This window comes from Nonomuraea phyllanthi, assembly GCF_006334985.2.
Lineage (GTDB): Bacteria > Actinomycetota > Actinomycetes > Streptosporangiales > Streptosporangiaceae > Nonomuraea > Nonomuraea phyllanthi.
In genome coordinates this window covers 205,598-223,104 of the sequence record NZ_VDLX02000010.1, presented here as the reverse complement: position 1 = coordinate 223,104, position 17,507 = coordinate 205,598, and the positions used below count along the sequence as shown (strand labels likewise).

Below are 17,507 nucleotides of genomic sequence, written 5' to 3'. Positions count from 1 at the left end.
CGCGGGATGGGGGCGGGAACATGGCAGCCGACCACTTGCTCGGCGGACCCGGCCCGGACGGAGGCCCCGACGGAGGCCCCGGCGGCGGCCCGCCGAGCGCTCAGAGCCAGGGACGCCTGGTCGGCCAGCGCTACCGCCTGATGTCGCCGGTCGGCCGGGGCGGCATGGGCATGGTGTGGCACGCCCACGACGTGCTGCTCGACCGGGACGTGGCGGTCAAGGAGCTGATCCTCCCGTACGGGCTCGACCACGCGGGCATGCAGGGGGCGCACCGGCGCATGCTGCGCGAGGCCAGGTCGGCGGCGCGGCTGACGCATCCCGGCATCGTGACCGTGCACGACGTGGTCGAGGAGGACGGCCGCCCCTGGATCGTGATGGAGCTGGTCCGGGCGTGGTCCCTGGAGCAGGCCGTACGCCAGAGCGGGCCGCTGCCGGTGCTCCAGGCGGCCGAGATCGGCATCCGGGTGCTCGACGCGCTCAGGCACGCGCACGCCGCCGGGATCCTGCACCGCGACATCAAGCCGGGCAACGTGCTGCTCACCTCGGACCGGGTGGTGCTGACCGACTTCGGCATCGCCGCCATCGAGGGCGACGTGACGATCACGCAGACCGGGCTGCTCATGGGGTCGCCCGCGTACATCCCGCCGGAGCGGCTGTCCGGGCAGCCGATCACGCAGGCGGCCGACCTGTGGTCGTTCGGCGCGACGCTGTACGCCGCCGTCGAGGGGCGGCCGCCGTACGAGGGGCCCGACCCGGTGGCGGTGCTCGGCTCGGTGCTCACGCAGGAGCCGATCGCGCCGCAGCGGGCCGGGTCGCTGCAGCCGGTGATCGAGGGGCTGCTGCGCAAGAACCCGGCGCTGCGGCTCACCTCCGACCAGGCCGTCGAGATGCTGGAGGCGGTGCTGCGCGCGCACGGCTCCGCCCGGCCGCGCCCGGTCGAGGCGCTGCCGGCGCAGGACGACCCGCCGCCGCTGGATCCGGGGCCGATGCCCTCGCGGATCGTGGAGACGCCCTCCGGTCCGATACGCGTGCCGTACGACCCGATGACCAGCCCGTCGGGCGGCTACTCGATGCCGTACGACGGCCTGTCCAGCCCCTCGGGCAGCCATGAGACCGCATCGCTGCGGGCACCCGCCGGCGGGTTCGACGCGTTCAGGAGCTCGTCGGGGCCGCAGCCGGCCGGTGAGCCCCCGGCCGCCGCCCACCCCTCGGGGCCGCCGTACCGGATCGGGGCCGGCGCCTCGCGGCCCGAGGGGGCCGGGGCGGACGCCGACCTCTCGCGGGCGCGCCGGATCGGGGCGGATCTCGACGACGACTCGGGGCCGCGGCCGCAGCCGATCCTGCCGCTGACCACGGACAGCCGCACGTCGTCCGGCGCCACGCCGTGGCCGCCGGCCTCGTCCGACGACCTGCGCGAGCAGTCGCGCGACATCGGCCGCAGCCGCCTGGCCACGCTGCCCAGCGCGGCGCCGCGCCAGGGCAGGCGCCGGCCGGGCGAGGACGACGGCGGGCGGTCGCGCCGGCCGGCGGTGCTCGCGATCATCGGCGCGCTCGTGGCGGCGGTCGTGGTCGTGGGCGTCGCCGTGATGATCCTCACGAGCGGCGAGCCGGTCACGCCCACCCCGCTGGCCGCGACCTCCCCCACCACGTCCACCCCGGGCGGCGATCCCTCCCCCGCGCCGGCGGGCTACACCGAGCACGAGGCGGCCGGGTTCGCCGTCGCGGTGCCCGAGGGCTGGAAGGAGACCACCTCGGGCGGCGCGACCACGTTCAGCGGGCCGAAGGACTCCGGCATCCGGATCACGGTGCGTGAGGCCGCGCCCCAGACCGACGGCGGGCTGGCCGCGCTGGGCAAGAAGGAGGCCGCGGGCGGCGTGGAGGGCTACATCCAGGTGCGGCTGCAGAAGGTCGGCTACCGCGGCTGGCGGGCCGCCGACTGGGAGTACACCTACACCACGTCCGCGGGCGTCCCGATGCACGCGCAGACCCGGTACGTCACGGTCGGCGACGGGGCCGCGTACACGATCGCGTTCGACCTGCCCGAGCTCACGTGGGACGAGCAGGCGGAGGCCAGGAAGGTGTTCCTGGACACGTTCCAGCCGACCGGCCCCTGAATTTGAACTGACCGTTCCAAAACGTGCTACCGTACGGCGCATGGGGCGACCGCGGAAGTTCGAGGAGGAGCGCGCCGTCGAGGCGGCGATGCGCGCCTTCTGGCGCGCGGGCTACGAGGCCACCTCCACCGAGGACCTGTGCACGGCCACCGGGCTGGGGCGCAGCAGCATCTACAACACCTTCGCCAGCAAGCGCGAGCTGTTCGTCAAGGCGCTGCTGCGCTACATGGAGCAGCGCGAGGCCGCGCTGGCCGAGCTGCTGGACGGCGACCTGCCGCTCCAGGAGAAGATGAGGACCGTGCTGTGGTGGGCGGTCGACCCCGACCCCGGGGAGCCGCCCGGCTGCCTGGTGGTCAGGTCGATGACCGAGCTCGCCCCGCACGATCCCGAGATCGCCGGCCTGCTGCGGCGCGACAACGACCGGCGGCGGGAGATGCTCCGGGCCGCGATCGAGGCCGGCCGGGCCAGGGGCGAGGTCGATCCGGGCAAGGACCCGGTGGCCCTGGCCCACTTCGTCTTCGCCACCGTCGCCGGGCTGCGCGTGTCCGAGCAGGGCGGGACGGACCGGTCCGGGCTGGAGCTGGTCGCCAGGATCGCGCTGGACGCCTTCTGACCCTGCAAGCCCCTGATCCGGGCCTTTTCGCGCCCTTGTTTTGAACTGATCAATCTAAAATGGAGGTTCCGCCATGCCACTGGCGGTCTACGTCCTGGGACTGTCGATCTTCGCCCAGGGCACGTCCGAGTTGATGCTGGCCGGGCTCATCCCCGAACTGGCCGCCGACCTGCGGGTGTCCGTGCCGCGGGCGGGCCTGCTGATCTCCGCGTTCGCGATGGGGATGCTGGTGGGCGCGCCGGTGCTGGCCGTCGTCACGCGGCGCTGGCCACGGCGTACGGCGTTGCTGACGTTCATCGGGGTGTTCGTCCTGTCGCACGTCGTGGGCGGCCTGACGTCGAGCTACGAGGTGCTGTTCGCCACCCGCGTCGCGGGCGCCTTCGTGTACGCCGGCTTCTGGGCGGTGGCGGCCGCCACGGCGATCGGCATGGTGCCCGCGAACGCCCGCGGCAAGGCGATGAGCGTGCTGGCCGGCGGGCTGACGGTCGCCACGATCGTCGGGCTGTCCCTGAGCACGGTCATCGGCCAGCACATGGGCTGGCGGGCGGCGTTCTGGGCGGTGGCGGCCCTGTCGGCGCTGGCCGGGCTGGGCGTGCTCGCCACCATCCCGGGCGGCCGGGCGGACACCGGCGACGCGCCGGGCGCGGGCGCCGAGCTGCGCTCCATGCTCAACCCCGGGCTCTGGCTCGCGTACGGCATGACCGCGCTGACCACGGGAGCCCTGCTCGCCTCCTTCAGCTACCTGAGCGTGCTGCTCGTCGACACGACCGGGCTGGACGCGGCGTGGGTGCCCGCCGTCCTGGCGCTCTACGGGGTGGGCTCGCTGATCGGGATCGCCATCGGCGGCAGGACCGCCGACGCGCGGCCGTTCCGCGTCCTGTACGCCGGCGTGACCGGCCTCGTCGTCACCTCGGCGGCGCTTGCCCTGGCCGCACCGGTCCCCGTGGCGGCCGTCCTGCTGGTGTTCCTGCTGGGCGCGTTCGGCTTCGCCACCAACCCCGCGCTGAACAGCCGCGTCTTCTCGCTGGCCCCGGGCGCCCCCACGCTGGTCGCCGCCGTGAACGTCTCCGCCTTCAACGTCGGCATCACCGCCGGTCCCTGGCTGGGCGGGCTGGCCATCGGCGCCGGGTTCGGCTACCCGTCGGTCGCCTGGATCGGCGCGGCGATCGGCGTACTCTCCCTGGTCACCGTGGCGCTGGCGGCGGCGCGGCACCGCGCGCCCGCTCCGGCGGATCGTGAGATATTTTCGCCGGTATGAAGCTGGCGAGCATGCACTACTACCCCGTCAAGTCCACCGCGGGACACGAGGTCCGCGAGGCCGAGGTGCACCCGTGGGGGCTGGCGGGCGACCGCCGCTATTTGATCACCGACGAGCACGGCGAGGTGGTGACCGCGCGCGAGGAGCCTCGCCTGCTGTCCTGCGTCGCCCGGCTCGACGGCGACGCGCTCACGCTGACGGGGCCGCACGCCGGCCCGCTGCCCGTCACGCCCACCGCTTCGAGGTCCACGGTGACCATGGGGCGCACGCCGATCGAGCTGACCGACTGCGGCGACGACGCGGCGCGCTGGCTGTCCGGGCTGGCGGGGCGGCAGGTCCGGCTCAAGTGGCTGGACGACCCGACCCGCCGGCCGGTCAATCCGCAGTACGGGCTGCCCACCGACCGGGTGAGCCTGGCCGACGGCTACCCGCTGCTGCTCACGACCACCGCCTCGCTCGACCGGCTCAACGACTGGATCGTGGAGACCGCGCTGGAGCGGGGCGAGGAGGCGCCCGCGCCGCTGCCCATGCACAGGTTCCGGCCGAGCGTGGTGATCGACGGGGCGGCGGAGCCGTTCGCCGAGGACGGGTGGAAGCGGATCCGCATCGGCGCGGTCGAGTTCCGGGTGAGCAAGGGCTGCGACCGGTGCGTGATGACCACCATCGACACCGCCACGTACACCAAGGGCAAGGAGCCCATCAGGACGCTGTCCCGGCACCGCAAGTGGGACGGCAAGGTGTGGTTCGGCGTCAACCTGATCCCCGACGCGCCCGGCCGCATCGCTCAGGGAGATTCAGTCACCATTCTCTGATATTTCGCCCTTTGGGGTGATGTTGGGGGTTATGCGAGACTTCACGGGTGACCAGTGCCCCCACAACGTCCTCTGTCTCGCCCTCTGACCGGATTCGCCTCGTCCAGCGGCGCACGCTGGCCGTGCTGTCGGCGACGCAGATCGTGGGCGGCGTGGGGGTCGCCGTGGGGCTCGCGCTCAGCTCGGTGGCCGTGGACCAGCTGTCGGGCTCCACGGTGATCAGCGGCTTCGCCGGCACGGCCACCGTGCTCGGGGCGGCGCTGCTGGCCCTGCCGACGGCCAAGGCGTCGGGCCGGGGCGGCCGCCGCGCCGGGCTGTCCCTGGCGTACGCGGCGGCGCTGGCGGGCTGCGTGATCTCGGTGCTCGCGATCAGCCTGGACCTGTGGCCGCTGCTGCTCGCCGGGCTGGTGCTGGTGGGCGGCGGCAGCGCGGGCAGCCTGGCGGCACGCTACTCGGCGACGGACCTGTCGCCGCAGGGCCGCTCGGCCCAGCACCTGTCGCTCGTCGTGTGGGCCTCGACCATCGGCTCGGTGGCGGGCCCCAACCTGGCCAGGCCCGCCGACCAGATCGGCATGCGGCTGGGGCTGGTCGAGAAGGCGGGGCCGTTCGCGTTCGCGGCGCTGGCGTTCGCCCTGGCGCTGCTCGTCATCTTCGCCTTCCTGCGCCCGGACCCGCTCACGCTCGCCCGCTCCCTGACCGGCGGCGCCGGCTCGAACCGCGACCGCAAGGGGACCGTCCGCACCGCCTGGCAGACCCTGCGCGCCACCCCGGCCGCCCGCCGCGCCCTCGTCATGATCGCGGTCAGCCACACGGCCATGGTCTCGGTCATGTCCATGACCCCGGTCAAGCTCCACCACGACGGCTCGACCCTCGACGTCATCGGACTCGTCATCAGCCTGCACATCGCCGGCATGTACGTGCTGTCGCCCGTGGTGGGCTGGCTGGCCGACAAGGCGGGCAAGGTGCCCGTCCTCGTGCTCGGCATGGCGCTGCTGCTGGGCGCCGCCGCACTCGCCGGCACCGCCGGGCACCGGGTCTGGCAGGTGACGGCCGCGCTGGTGCTGCTGGGCCTCGGCTGGTCGTGCGGGCTGGTGGCGGGCTCGGCGCTGGTCTCGGAGTCCGTGCCGCTCGACGGCCGGCCCGCCGTCCAGGGGCTGTCCGACCTGCTGATGAACGTCTGCGGCGCCACGGGGACGATCGTCGCGGGCGCCATCGTGGGCACGCTCGGGTACGGAACGCTGGGGCTGGTCGTGGGGGTCATGGTGACGCTGGCGGGAGTCTGGCTGACCGTCACCCGGAATCGCGCCGGTCACCTGGCGTCGGCGTAGGAGGAGCCCGCCACCCGGCATCTGGCGTCGGAGTGGCACGTCACTTGGCGTCGGCGTAGGACGAGACCGCCACCGCCTCCATCGGGATGCGCACCGGGGTCTGGCCGAACAGCAGGCGGGTCGCCTCCGACGCGGCCGACGACACCGCGGCGATCACCTCCTCGGCCTGCGCGAGGGGGCAGTGCACCATCACCTCGTCGTGCTGGAAGAACACCAGCCGGGCCGGCTCCGGCAGCAGCCCGCGCAGCACCGCCATCAGCGCCAGCGCCCACTCGGCCGCCGTGCCCTGCACCACGAAGTTGCGGGTGAACCTCCCACGGTCGCGAGCCGCCCGCGTGCCCTCCGGCCCCGACACCAGCTCCTTCCACCGGGACGAGGGCGGCGGGCTGGTGCGCCCGAGCCAGGACCGCACGAGCCGCCCCTCCTCCCCCGCCTTGGCCGCGTCCTCCACGAACTGGTACGCCTTGGGGAAGCGCTGCCGCATCACCGCCAGCAGCTTGGGCGCGTCGCCGCTGGTGCCGCCGTACATGGCGGACAGCATGGCGATCTTGGCGTTGGCCCGCTCGCCACCGAACGACTGCGCCAGCGCGGCGTACAGGTCGATCTCGCCCGCGGCCCTGGCCAGCCCCACGTCGCCGGCCATCGCGGCCAGCACCCGCGGCTCGAGCTGGGCGGCGTCGGCGACGATCAGCGCCCAGCCCTCGTCGGCCATGACCACCCGCCGCATCACCTTGGGGATCTGCAGCGCGCCGCCGCCGCTGGTGGCCCAGCGCCCGGACACCACGCCACCCACGACGTATTCGGGCCGGAACCGCCCGCCGCGCACCCATTGGTCGGCCCACGCCCACCCGTGGGCGCTGAACAGCCTGGCCAGCTCCTTGTAGGCCAGCAGCGGCGCCACGGCGGGGTGGTCGATCTGCTTGAGCTCCCATGAGCGGGTGGTCTTCAGCCCGATCCCGGCCGCCTTGAACGCCTTGACCAGCTGCTGCACCGAGTCGGGGTTGACCGGGTGGCCGAAGGCGGCCGCCACCTCGTCGGCCAGCGCCTGCAGCCGGGCCGGGCGCATGCCGTGCACGGGCCGCGGGCCCAGCAGCTCGGTCAGCAGGGCGTCGTGCGCGTCGCGCCGCCACGGCATGCCGTCGTGCGACATCTCCGCCGCGATGAGCGCCCCGGCCGACTCGGCCGCCGCCAGCAGCCGGAACCTGCCGGGCTCCGGCAGCGCCGCGATGCGCCGCAGCTGGTCGTCGAGCACCTCCGCGACGGCCTCCGCGCCGAGCGGCTCGGGCGCGAACAGCGTGCCGGGCGCGCTCGGCTGCTCCTCCGGCACCGGCAGCCCGCGCAGCCTCGCGTGCGCGGCCCTGGCCGAGCGGGACTCGCCGTAGCGGCCCTCGTACGCGAGCAGCAGCCCCTCGGTGAGCGCGACGTCGTGGCAGCGCGAGACCCGCACCCCCGCGCCGATCAGGTCGGGATAGACCTCCCGGGCGTCGGCCCACACCCAGCGGGGGCGCTCGGCCGCCTCCAGCTCGCGCACGGCGCCCGCCAGGTCGGCGGGGCGGCGGGCCGAGCCGCCGACCGGGAGCACCGTCTCTCCGGCGACCACGACATACACGTGGTCAAGGGTGCCAAACGCCTCCGACAGAAACGCGCGGCGGGTGACGTCACGTCAGCGGGATGCGCACCTCGTCCTCGACCGGCGGGTCGAGCTCCTGCGCCAGGCAGCCGGTGGCGGCGAAGCACCGCAGGGTCAGCTCGTCCGGCGTGACCGACATGTGCAGGAACTGCTTGAAGAACGGCGGGGTGTCCCAGTCGGACAGCTCCGACAGGTAGCGGTGGAACACCCTGTCCACCGGCAGCCTGAACGGCCACGGCCAGGACCCGAGCAGCCGCGCCGCCCACCGCATCCTGAAGGTGATCCGCACCGGCCCCTCGGGCGTCCTGACCGGCTGGTTCCTGATCCGGTCCGCCATGATGCAGGAGGCTTCCGACGGCGTCAGGTAGAGCCACTTCATCCGCAGGCGGCGCGCGTACAGCTGGCTGTAGAACGACAGCGAGTCGCCGCGCAGCGGGTAGCACCGGAACTCGTCCTCGTGCACGCCCTGGACGCCGACCCGCTCGATCGTGTGCGTGGCGTGCATGAACGCGCCGCCGCCGCCCGACACGACGTACTGGATGACCCGGTCGCCCACCCTGACCGGGTAGCGCTGGTAGTTGTGCACGTCTCCGCCGATGGCCGCGACGTACCGGTGTGCCGGGTCGCGCACGATGTCGTCGATCGTGCCGCCTTCCTCCAGCGGTGACGGCTTGTACGCGTTGGCGGTGTAGATGGGCTTGCCCGTGACGAGGATCTTCGGCCGCGGGTCGAGGGAGACGCGCCGCAGCCACGCGGTCTGCCGCCTGTCGATGACGTTCCTGATGCCGGTGTCGACGCCGACGATCAGCAGGCTGTCGCTCTCGATCACCCAGTACGGCCCCGGCTGCGCCGCCTGCTGGGCCGCCTGCTGGGACGGCTTGCCCCGGAGCGCGCGTGCTTCGGCCAGCCGCGCCTCGTCGATCGTCTCCGGCTTGCGCCACAGCAGCCCGCGCAGGCCGCGGTCCGGCTTCGGCTTGAGCGGGGGCGCGTCGCAGAAGACCCGCATGAAGCCGCCGAGCCCGTCGTACCAGTCGTGGTTGCCGGGGACGGCGTAGATGGGGGCGTCATAGTCCTTGTACGGACGGAAGAACTTGTCCCCGTACTCGTTGCCCGATCCGGTCGGATAGATCACATCGCTGGCTATGACGGCGAACGACGTGTCCTTCCCCAGTTTCAGCATCCCCGGAACAACGGCATACTGCGACGCATCTCCCTCTCCTGTATCGCCGAGCAGGAGGAAACTGAAATTTCCCCCGACGGGGGGTTTGATGCGAAATTCCGGATCAATCCCGCGCGCTTCCTGAGCCGCCACCCACCGCGCCCGAACCTGTCCTGACGGATCTCCGAACAACCCGGCGAGGATCTCGTTGCGCGAGCGCCACAGCGTTCCTAATTTGAGCCAGGAAAAACCGCGGTCATCGGGCCTGAGCTGGGCGAATGTTCCCAGCTGGGAGCAGGCCCACCCGGCACCCTCCTCCGACACCCGTGACGAAAGCTGCTTTCCACGCTCGGCCGCGACTTCCACCATGACCACATCTTTACCGTGATCTCCCTTTCGCGCATACTGAACGCGCCGTACCGAGAGGAACGCGGAACGTTCGCAATGGTGTAGCCTCACCCCCCAAGCAAGCGGTTGGGACCGCCGAGGGGAGGCTCCCTTGACCCGTAACGGCCCGGACGACGCGACCCGCAGAGGCACCTCCGACGTGGAGGCCATTGAGGGGTTGCTGGCTTATGCGCAAACCCGCTCCTCCCGGTGGGGCGGGGCGGCGCTGAAAAGGCTCAGCGAGGCGGTCGCGCGCAGCCGGGCCCTCGACGCGCGCGCCCCCGGCCAGCACACGGCCCTGCTGGCGCGCAGCCTCCTCGCCAAGGCCCGGCTGCTGCTCGAGCGGAACCGGGCAGGGGAGGCACTGCCGCTGGCCGAGGAGGCGGTGGCGCTCGCGCGGGAGGTCGGCGGGCCCTTGCTGGTGATGGCGCTGAGCCGCCTGGCCGCCACGCTGGAGGCGCTCCACCGCTACAGCGAGGCGGCCGCGACGATCGCGGAGGCCGACCAGCTGCTCCGCCCGGACGAACCGGACTGAACACCGCACTGCGTCCCCGCACGGCGCCCCCACACGGCGTCCCTGCACGACGTCCCTGCACGACGTCCCTGCACGACGTCCCCCCGCACGGCCGTCCCCGCACGGCCGTCCCCGCACGGCCGTCCCTGCACAGGGCCTCCACGGAGCGCCTCCCTCAGGGAAGCGCTCGCCGAAGCCGCCCTCACAAGCGCGGTCGCCGCCGGAGCAGGAGGGTGGGGCGCACCGTGGGGCTCGTGGTGGGGTGCTCGGTGGAGGCGCCGGGTGCGGGGGCTTCGCCGGTCATGCGTCCCGGGCGGGCGGCGGGACGAGGACGCCGGGGTTGAGGATGCCGGCCGGGTCGAGCCGGGCCTTGACGGCCTGGAGCACGCTCACCCCGGCGGGGCCCAGTTCGGCGGCGCAGGCGTCGCGGTGGTCGCGCCCGACCCCATGGTGGTGGGTGATCGTGCCGCCCGCCTCGACGATGGCCGCGTTCGCCGCCGCCTTGGCCCGGTCCCACTGCGCCACCGGGTCCCCCTCCTGCGCGGTGACGACGGTGAAGTAGAGCGAGGCCCCGGTCTCGTACACGTGCGAGACGTGGCACATGACCAGCGGCGAGGGGAGCGAACCGGCCAGGGCGAGCCGGACCGCGTCGTAGAGGCGCGGCAGGTTCGACCAGAACCCGGCCGTCTCCAGCGTCTCGACGGTGGCGCCGACGGCGAGGAGCGAGTCGCGCAGGTACGGGGCGGAGAAGCGGCCACGCTCCCACGCCTCGCCGGGCTCCGCGCCCAGCGGCTCGCCGCCCATGCGGCTCAGGACCGCCCCGGCCTCCGCCCGCCGCCCGGCCACCGAGCCGCCCTCGTAGCCGGCGATCAGGAGGCAGCCGGAGCCGCCGGAGCCGATCGCGTCGGGCTTGGCCAGGCCGATCATCGTCTCGGTCTCGTCCGAGAGCCGGAGCACGGTGGGGAGCGGGCCCTCCTGGGCGAGCGCGCGCACGGCGGCCGAGCCCTCCGCGAACGTCCCGAACCGCCACCCTTCGTACCGGCGCTCGACCGGCGCCCGGCGCACCCGGAGCCGGAGCAAGGTGATCACGCCGAACGCGCCCTCCGAGCCCAGCATGAGCTGCCGCAGGTCCGGACCGGCCGCCGACCTGGGGGCGCGTCCGAGGTCCAGGGTGCCCGACGGCGTGGCCACGGTGAGGCCCATGACCATGTCGTCGAAGCGCCCGTAGCCGGCGGAGGCCTGGCCGCTGGAGCGGGCCGCGGCGAAGCCGCCGAGCGTGGCGTACTCGAAGGACTGGGGGAAGTGCCCGAGCGTGAGGCCACGTCCGGCGAGCAGCCGCTCCGCCTCGGGCGCGCGCACGCCCGCCTCGAAGGAGGCCACCAGGGACTCCTCGTCCACGGAGAGCAGCCGGTCGAGCCGCGCGAGGTCGAGGGCGATCACCCCGGCGAAGCCCGGGCCGCCGGGCGCGGCCCCCCCGGCAACGCCGGAGAGCCCGCCCACCACGGAGGTGCCGCCGCCGAACGGCACCACGGCGATCCGCTCGGCCGAGCAGACCCGCAGCAGCTCGGCCACCTCGTCGTGCGAGCCGGGCAGCACCACCGCGTCGGGCGCGTCGGAGCCGTCGCCGGCACGCATGCGCAGCAGGTCGGGGGTGGACTTGCCGCGGGTGTGGCGGACGCGGGCCTCGTGGGAGGTCAGCACGTGCGCGGCACCGACGACCCCGGCCAGCGCGCCCAGGAGCGGCTCGGGCAGGGCGACGGGCGGCAGGCGCACCGACTCCAGGGCGACGGCCGGGGTGGCGGGCGCGCGCACGCCGAGGAAGTCGCGCAGCAGGCCGCGCACCTGCTCGGGCAGCTCGCGGGCCCGGGCGGGGTCGCCCCAGCCGGACCACAGCATCGGTTCGGGAGACACGCTTACACTGTGACACATGACGTCGATTCGTCACAATGAAGGCGTGCTGGACGCGGCACGCGAGTGCGTGCTGGCGTACGGGGTGCGCAGGACGACGCTCACCGACGTGGCGCGCCGCGCCGGGGTGTCGCGGATGACGCTCTACCGCCGCTGGCCCGACGTGCGCACGCTGGTGGCGGACGTGATGACCAGGGAGTGGGTGCGGGTGGTCGAGGGGCTCGACGTGGCCGACCCGGTGCGCGCGGTCGTGGCCGGGGTCAGGGAGCTGCGCGCGCACCCGCTGTGGCGCAAGATCGTCGAGGCCGATCCCGAACTGCTGGTGCCGTACCTGATCGACCGGCGCGGCGCGAGCCACGAGGCGGTCCTGGAGGTGCTGGAGCGAGCCGTCGGCGACCCGCGCAAGGCGCGGGCGGTGCTGCTGGTGGCGCAGTCGTTCCTGCTGTCGGCGCCCACGATGCTCGACCCCGTGACGATGGACGAGCTCGACGCCGAGCTCGCCGCACTGCTGGAGGCCTACCTTGGATAGCTCGTTGAACGCGCGGAGGCGGGCCGCGGAGCTGCGCGAGGTCGCCGAGTCCCGGCTGGACGTGCTGGTCGTGGGGCTCGGCGCGACTGGCACGGGGGCCGCGCTCGACGCCGCGTCCCGGGGGCTGCGCGTGGCGGCGATCGACGCGCACGACCTGGCGTTCGGCACGTCCAGGTGGAGCTCCAAGATGGTGCACGGCGGCCTGCGCTACCTGGCCAGGGGGCAGGTCGACGTGGCGTACGAGAGCGCGGTCGAGCGCGGGATCCTGCTCCGGACCACGGCTCCGCACCTGGTGTCGGCGCACCCGTACCTGCTGCCGCTGACGAAGGGCGTGTCGCGGCGGCAGGCGGCGCTGGTGATGAGCGGCTACCGGCTCGGCGACGGCCTGCGGGCCGCCGCGCGCACGCCGCGCCGCCTGCTGCCCGGCCCCACCCGGCTGAGCGCGGCCCGCGCCCGCACGCTGGCCCCGGTGCTGGACGGCGACGGCCTGCGCGGCGCGCTGCTGTCGTGGGACGGCCGGCTGCTGGACGACGCCCGCCTCGTGGTGGCGCTCGCGCGCACGGCCGCCGCGCACGGCGCCCGCGTGCTCACGCGCTGCCGCGCGCTGCGGCTCACCGGCCGGGGCGCGCTGGTGCGCGACGAGCTGACCGGCGAGGAGTTCGACGTCCGCGCCAAGGTGGTGATCAACGCGGCCGGGGTGTGGGCGGGGACGCTGGACCCGGAGGTCCAGCTGCGCCCGTCGCGCGGCACCCACCTGGTGCTGGCGCCCGGCACGCTGCCCGGCCTGATCGCGGGCATGCACGTGCCCATCCCGGGAGAGACCAACCGATTCGCGCTCGTCCTCCCCCAGCGCGACGGCCGCGTCCACGTCGGCCTGACCGACGAACCGGTGGACGGGCCGGTGCCCGACGTTCCGGAGGTGCCCGAGGAAGACGTCAGAACGCTCCTGGAGGTGCTGAACGGGGTCCTTGCGACTCAGGTGACCAGAGAGGCGGTCGCGGGCGCCTACGCGGGCCTCAGGCCCCTTCTGGCGGCCGACGGCCACACGGCGGACCTCTCCCGGAGGCACGCCGTCCTGTCGCACGACGGGGTCGTCACGGTCGTCGGGGGCAAGCTGACGACATATCGGCGCATGGCCGAGGACGCGGTGGATCGAGCGGTCTCGTACGCGAAACTCCCGGCGAGGCGGAGCCGTACCAGGAAGATCCCGCTCGTCGGGGCCGGCCCCCGGCCGGAGGGGGTGCCGCAGCGGCTGGCCGAGCGGTACGGCTCCGAGGCCGGGCCGGCGCACGAGCTCGTCAAGGCGCATCCCGAGGAGGTCGGGCTCGGCCTCACCGCGGGCGACCTGCTCTGGTCGGTCCGGCACGAGGGCGCGCTGGACGAGGGCGACCTGCTGGACAGGAGGACCAGGATCGGCCTGGTCGCGCGGGACAGGGACCGGGCGCTGGCCGCGACACGGGACGTTCTGGACCGTTGGGGCCGCGTCTGACCCCTCCAATCCGTTAGGTTAGTCTTACCTAATTCGGATCGGGGAGGGAGACCGGGCGTTGGCGAGGGGCTGCGAGCATCTGGCGGGGTGCCACACCGGAGAGGTGCCGACCTTGGCCAGCGCCACCGTGGGAGCCAGGCTCTGGATGCTCGTCGAGCACACCGGACCATGGCCGTCGCATCTGGAAAGCTTCGAGCTTCCTGAGAAGATTTCCGAACTCGTCCGCCGGGCGCTCGACCGCGGTATCAGGCCCCAGCTGATCCGCCGGCCCGGCAAGCGGACCCGCCCGGAGAATCAGGGCATCCGTGTGCTAGTCGCGTACGCGACAGGGGAGCACCCATGGCTGGCGAGCGGCGTCGTCGCAGGTCCTGACGATCTTGACCTGGACGCGCTGGTGGCGGGAGTGGTCCCGGAGTCCTGCATACTTGAAGACGAGCCGGTATTTCTGGTCTGCACGCACGCCAAGCGCAATGTGTGCTGCGCCCGCATTGGACTACCCCTCGCTCGGTCTCTGGCCGATTCGCTGCCGGACAGAGTGTGGGAAACGTCACACGTTGGCGGCGATCGCTACGCCGCCAACCTCGTGTGCTTGCCACACGGAATTTTCTACGGCAGCATGTCTCAGGCTGCTGCACTGGCAGCGGCTAACGCGTACCGGTCGGGCGAGGTCATCCTCGACCGCTACCGGGGACGCGCAGGCATCCCTGAGCCATTGCAAGCCGTGGAGCACTTCGCCCGAGCCCATACGGGAGAGTGCGCCGTCGGCGCGGTGGCCGTGGAATCCTCCAGGACGGACGGCGACGTCACCGAAGCGATTGTGCGCTGCGGCGACGTCCGGCTCCAGGTTGTGATTGAGCCATCGGTGTTCACAGCACCGTGTGGTACGGCTTGCGCCGAGACGATCACCACCTACCGGCTGGTTTCGCTGGACAGGCTCGCGCCTGTGCGGTACGCCACGCCTGCCCTCGCCTGAGCAGGGGAACATCGCGGCCCGACGTTGCGTTGGAACAGTGACGCCAAAAGCGTCCAATGCGGCTCAATTACCGAAATACCTCTCACGAAGGTGGTTTTCTCATGTCTCAGGTACGTCGGCAGCTCGCCCGCCCGCGCCCCAGCTGGGGTTGGCAGGATGATGCCGCGTGCCGGGGTGAGGACCTCGTGCTCTTCTTCGGCCCCGACGGGGAGCGGCAGCCCGAGCGTGACGTACGTGAGCGGAAGGCCAAGGCGATCTGCGCCCAGTGCCCCGTCCGCACCGAGTGCCTTGACTACGCGCTGTCCCGTCCGGAGAAGTACGGCACGTGGGGCGGTCTCAACGAAGACGAGCGCGCCTCCGAGCGTCGTCGTCGCATGCGCCGCGCGGCCAGCGCCGGCATCTCCGCCGCCTGACACACCCGGCAGCGTCACCATCATGCGTGATCACGCAGTTGTCCCGATGAACCGGAGCCTGGCCCTCCACGCCCAGGCTCCGGCGAACCCGGTCGGGACAACTGCCTGATCAGGCACCTCCAGGACAACCGGCCTCCGGGCCGGAATCGCGCCGTTCGCCCCCCAAAGACGCGGACGCGCCCATATTCGACGAAGCCGCCCCGGGCCCAGCGCCCGGGGCGGCTTCGTCGTTCCTCACGCCGGCCCGACGGCGGGCGGCGGTAGGGTGCCGCCCATGCCCCTTGACCCGCCTCACGGCCCCGCTACCGGCCCCGCGACCAGCCCTGTGACCGACGCCGTGACTGACCCTGAGACCGGCCCCGTCACCGCCGACGACCTCGACGAAGCCGTACGGCTGGCGATCGGCACCCTCCGCCACGCGCCCGCGGGCGGCTGGGACGAGAGGGCGGGCTCGCTGGAGTGGACCTGCTGGGAGACGGTCGAGCACCTGGCCGACGACCTGTTCGCCTACGCGGCACAGCTCGGGCTCGACATCCCGCCGCTCGACGGCTACGTCCCCTTCGCCCTGGACAAGCGGAGCCCGGACGGCCCCGGCAACACCATCCACGCCGACCCCGGGGCCGGTCCCGCGGGGCTGCTGCAGGTGCTGCAGTCATGCGGCGCGCTGCTGTCGGCGATGGTGCGCACGGCGCCGGCGGACGCCCGCGCGCACCACGGTTTCGGCGCGGCCGACGCCGAGGGCTCGGCCGCGATGGGCATCGTGGAGACGCTCGTCCACACCCACGACCTGGCCGAGGGGCTCGGCCTGGCCTGGGCTCCGCCGGCGGGCATCTGCGCGCGGGTGCTGGCCCGGCTCTTCCCCGACGCCCCGCTCGACACGGATCCGTGGACGACCCTGCTGTGGGCCACCGGGCGCGCCGACCTTCCCGGCCGCCCGCGCCTGACCGCGTGGCGCTGGTACAGCGCACCCCGGTGACCTCGTCCAGACCCGATCAGGCCTGGTTCACCCGTTCAGACCTGGCTCACACGATCAGGTCGTCGAACTCGCCGTCCTTGGCTCCGAGGACGAACGCGGTGATCTCCGCCCGCGTGTAGACCAGCGCGGGACCTTCGGGAAAACGTGAGTTACGCATGGCTATCTCCCCCGTGGGCAGGTTCGCGACTTCGACGCAGTTGCCGTTGGGGTTGCTCCGCCTGCTCTTGCGCCAGACGACGGGAAGACGACCGGCGGGCGTTCCGTTCCGGAACTCATGCATGGGGGCAGCTCCTCGCGATCTTACGGATGCACGTGCATCCGCGTTTGCGAGGAGACAATACGGTAACGCGCTGATCTCCATATAGCGGACGACCAAAAATCCCCTATGGAGTGGCTCACAAGGGAGGGCAGCTCAGAGGGAGAGCAGGCGCTCCAGGAAGCGCCTGGTCTCCTTCGGCTCCTCGGCCTGGACGCTGAGCCGGTCCATGACCTGCATGTAATGGTCGGAGTCTGCGGGTTTGTCCAGGTAGAGGGCGCTGGTGAGCTGCTCCATGTAGACGACGTCGGGCAGCTCCGGCTCGGGGAAGCGCAGGATGCTGAACGGCCCGCCGGCCGCCGCGTGGCCGCCCCGGTCGAACGGCATGACCTGGACCGTCACGTTCGGTTCGGCCGTCAGGTCGAGCAGGTGCCCGATCTGCTCGCGCATGATCCGCGGGCTTCCGAGCGTGCGGCGCACGACCGCCTCGTCGATCACGGCCCAGACCCTGAGCCCGCTCGCCAGCCGCCGCTGCCGCGTGGTGCGCACCGTCACGCGCCGCTCGAGCTCCTCCTCCGGCGCCTTCTCGTGGGCCAGCTCGATCACCGCCCTGGCGTAGTCGGGGGTCTGCAGCAGGCCGGGCATGAACTGGTTCTCGTACGTGCGGACGGCCGAGGCCGCGCCCTCCAGGCCGATGTAGACCTCGAACCAGGACGGCAGCACGTCGCCGTACTTGTGCCACCATCCGGGGGCGTTGGCCTGCTTGGCCAGGGAGAGCAGCTGCTCGCGCTCGTCCAGGTCGGTGACGCCGTACAGCGTCAGCAGGTCGGCCACGTCGCGCTGCTTGAAGCTGACCTGGCCGAGCTCCAGCCGGCTGATCTTCGCGTGAGATGCGCGAATCGAGTATCCGGCGTCCTCGCGCGAGATACCCTGCTCCGTGCGGAGCCTGCGTAGCTGGGTCCCGAGCAGGATCCGCAGCACCGTCGGGCTTCCCGGCGCATGACTGAGCAGTTTTCCCTCCGCGCGCTCCGCGCTCACCACACAGCTCCTAGATCATCTGCACGTGCAGATGCTTTTCGCATCTGTAAACAACGAAAAGTCTTGCATCGGTAAGCACTCCCCGTAAAGATGGGCATTGGATCACCAGA

The 17,507-nt window shown here is 72.8% G+C and carries 16 protein-coding genes; 11 read left to right on the top strand and 5 right to left on the bottom strand.

Annotated elements, in window-relative coordinates; genetic code table 11:
- The first annotated feature begins 20 nt into the window (after positions 1-20).
- The 5 genes from FH608_RS26770 (at position 21) to FH608_RS26750 (ending at position 6,125) form a co-directional block, all read left to right on the top strand.
- Positions 21-2,114, top strand: a complete 2,094-nt coding sequence (locus FH608_RS26770; RefSeq protein WP_139633357.1) for a serine/threonine-protein kinase — start codon at positions 21-23, stop codon at positions 2,112-2,114.
- A gap of 40 nt (positions 2,115-2,154) precedes the next feature.
- Complete coding sequence (locus tag FH608_RS26765) at positions 2,155-2,727, top strand: TetR/AcrR family transcriptional regulator (RefSeq protein ID WP_139633356.1); 573 nt, start codon at positions 2,155-2,157, stop codon at positions 2,725-2,727.
- Between the two features lie 73 nt (positions 2,728-2,800).
- A complete protein-coding gene (locus FH608_RS26760) occupies positions 2,801-3,985 on the top strand; it encodes a Cmx/CmrA family chloramphenicol efflux MFS transporter (RefSeq protein WP_139633355.1) in 1,185 nt (394 codons plus the stop codon).
- Entirely contained in the window at positions 3,982-4,797 is an 816-nt protein-coding gene (locus FH608_RS26755) for an MOSC domain-containing protein (protein ID WP_139633354.1), read from the top strand. The genes FH608_RS26760 and FH608_RS26755 overlap by 4 nt, the downstream gene beginning before the upstream one ends.
- A 47-nt stretch (positions 4,798-4,844) precedes the next feature.
- Positions 4,845-6,125, top strand: a complete 1,281-nt coding sequence (locus tag FH608_RS26750) for an MFS transporter (protein ID WP_226899928.1) — start codon at positions 4,845-4,847, stop codon at positions 6,123-6,125.
- 40 nt (positions 6,126-6,165) lie between these two features.
- Here the strand turns inward: FH608_RS26750 and FH608_RS26745 are convergent, their stop codons facing one another.
- Together FH608_RS26745 and FH608_RS26740 are read right to left on the bottom strand one after the other, a co-directional pair.
- Entirely contained in the window at positions 6,166-7,734 is a 1,569-nt protein-coding gene (locus tag FH608_RS26745; protein ID WP_139633353.1) for a bifunctional 3'-5' exonuclease/DNA polymerase, read from the bottom strand.
- Positions 7,735-7,783: 49 nt separating this feature from the next.
- Positions 7,784-9,067: a metallophosphoesterase family protein gene (locus FH608_RS26740; protein WP_226899927.1), complete on the bottom strand. Its 1,284-nt coding sequence runs from the start codon at positions 9,065-9,067 to the stop codon at positions 7,784-7,786.
- Positions 9,068-9,413: 346 nt separating this feature from the next.
- Between FH608_RS26740 and FH608_RS26735 the strand changes: the two genes are divergently transcribed.
- Positions 9,414-9,836, top strand: coding sequence for a hypothetical protein (locus FH608_RS26735; protein WP_139633351.1), 423 nt, complete (start codon positions 9,414-9,416; stop codon positions 9,834-9,836).
- Positions 9,837-10,115: 279 nt separating this feature from the next.
- On the opposite strand, the gene FH608_RS26730 is transcribed toward FH608_RS26735, so the two are convergent.
- Positions 10,116-11,711: an FAD-binding oxidoreductase gene (locus tag FH608_RS26730; RefSeq protein ID WP_139633505.1), complete on the bottom strand. Its 1,596-nt coding sequence runs from the start codon at positions 11,709-11,711 to the stop codon at positions 10,116-10,118.
- A gap of 31 nt (positions 11,712-11,742) precedes the next feature.
- On the opposite strand from FH608_RS26730, the gene FH608_RS26725 reads away from it, so the two are divergent.
- The 5 genes from FH608_RS26725 to FH608_RS26705 all read left to right on the top strand — a co-directional run bounded on the left by FH608_RS26725 (position 11,743) and on the right by FH608_RS26705 (position 16,103).
- On the top strand, positions 11,743-12,252 hold the full coding sequence (locus FH608_RS26725; protein WP_139633350.1) for a TetR/AcrR family transcriptional regulator: 510 nt from the start codon (positions 11,743-11,745) through the stop codon (positions 12,250-12,252).
- Complete coding sequence (locus FH608_RS26720; protein WP_139633349.1) at positions 12,245-13,741, top strand: glycerol-3-phosphate dehydrogenase/oxidase; 1,497 nt, start codon at positions 12,245-12,247, stop codon at positions 13,739-13,741. The genes FH608_RS26725 and FH608_RS26720 overlap by 8 nt, the downstream gene beginning before the upstream one ends.
- Before the next feature lie 103 nt (positions 13,742-13,844).
- On the top strand, positions 13,845-14,714 hold the full coding sequence (locus tag FH608_RS26715) for a sucrase ferredoxin (RefSeq protein ID WP_226899926.1): 870 nt from the start codon (positions 13,845-13,847) through the stop codon (positions 14,712-14,714).
- A gap of 101 nt (positions 14,715-14,815) precedes the next feature.
- A complete protein-coding gene (locus FH608_RS26710) occupies positions 14,816-15,127 on the top strand; it encodes a WhiB family transcriptional regulator (RefSeq protein ID WP_101784355.1) in 312 nt (103 codons plus the stop codon).
- 337 nt (positions 15,128-15,464) lie between these two features.
- Complete coding sequence (locus FH608_RS26705; protein WP_226899925.1) at positions 15,465-16,103, top strand: DinB family protein; 639 nt, start codon at positions 15,465-15,467, stop codon at positions 16,101-16,103.
- A gap of 46 nt (positions 16,104-16,149) precedes the next feature.
- Here the strand turns inward: FH608_RS26705 and FH608_RS26700 are convergent, their stop codons facing one another.
- Together FH608_RS26700 and FH608_RS26695 are read right to left on the bottom strand one after the other, a co-directional pair.
- The gene (locus FH608_RS26700) at positions 16,150-16,383 is read right to left on the bottom strand and encodes a DUF397 domain-containing protein (RefSeq protein ID WP_139633347.1); all 234 of its coding nucleotides are present in this window, start codon (positions 16,381-16,383) and stop codon (positions 16,150-16,152) included.
- A 132-nt stretch (positions 16,384-16,515) separates the two neighbouring features.
- On the bottom strand, positions 16,516-17,397 hold the full coding sequence (locus tag FH608_RS26695; protein WP_226899924.1) for a helix-turn-helix domain-containing protein: 882 nt from the start codon (positions 17,395-17,397) through the stop codon (positions 16,516-16,518).
- Positions 17,398-17,507: the final 110 nt, after the last annotated feature.

Coding starts and splice junctions, on each gene's coding strand:
- FH608_RS26765 (WP_139633356.1), top strand. CDS start 2,155: ATGGGGCGACCGCGGAAGTTCGAGGAGGAGCGCGCCGTCGAGGCGGCG.
- FH608_RS26710 (WP_101784355.1), top strand. CDS start 14,816: ATGTCTCAGGTACGTCGGCAGCTCGCCCGCCCGCGCCCCAGCTGGGGT.
- FH608_RS26730 (WP_139633505.1), bottom strand. CDS start 11,711: ATGCTGTGGTCCGGCTGGGGCGACCCCGCCCGGGCCCGCGAGCTGCCC.
- FH608_RS26770 (WP_139633357.1), top strand. CDS start 21: ATGGCAGCCGACCACTTGCTCGGCGGACCCGGCCCGGACGGAGGCCCC.
- FH608_RS26755 (WP_139633354.1), top strand. CDS start 3,982: ATGAAGCTGGCGAGCATGCACTACTACCCCGTCAAGTCCACCGCGGGA.
- FH608_RS26760 (WP_139633355.1), top strand. CDS start 2,801: ATGCCACTGGCGGTCTACGTCCTGGGACTGTCGATCTTCGCCCAGGGC.
- FH608_RS26700 (WP_139633347.1), bottom strand. CDS start 16,383: ATGCATGAGTTCCGGAACGGAACGCCCGCCGGTCGTCTTCCCGTCGTC.
- FH608_RS26725 (WP_139633350.1), top strand. CDS start 11,743: ATGACGTCGATTCGTCACAATGAAGGCGTGCTGGACGCGGCACGCGAG.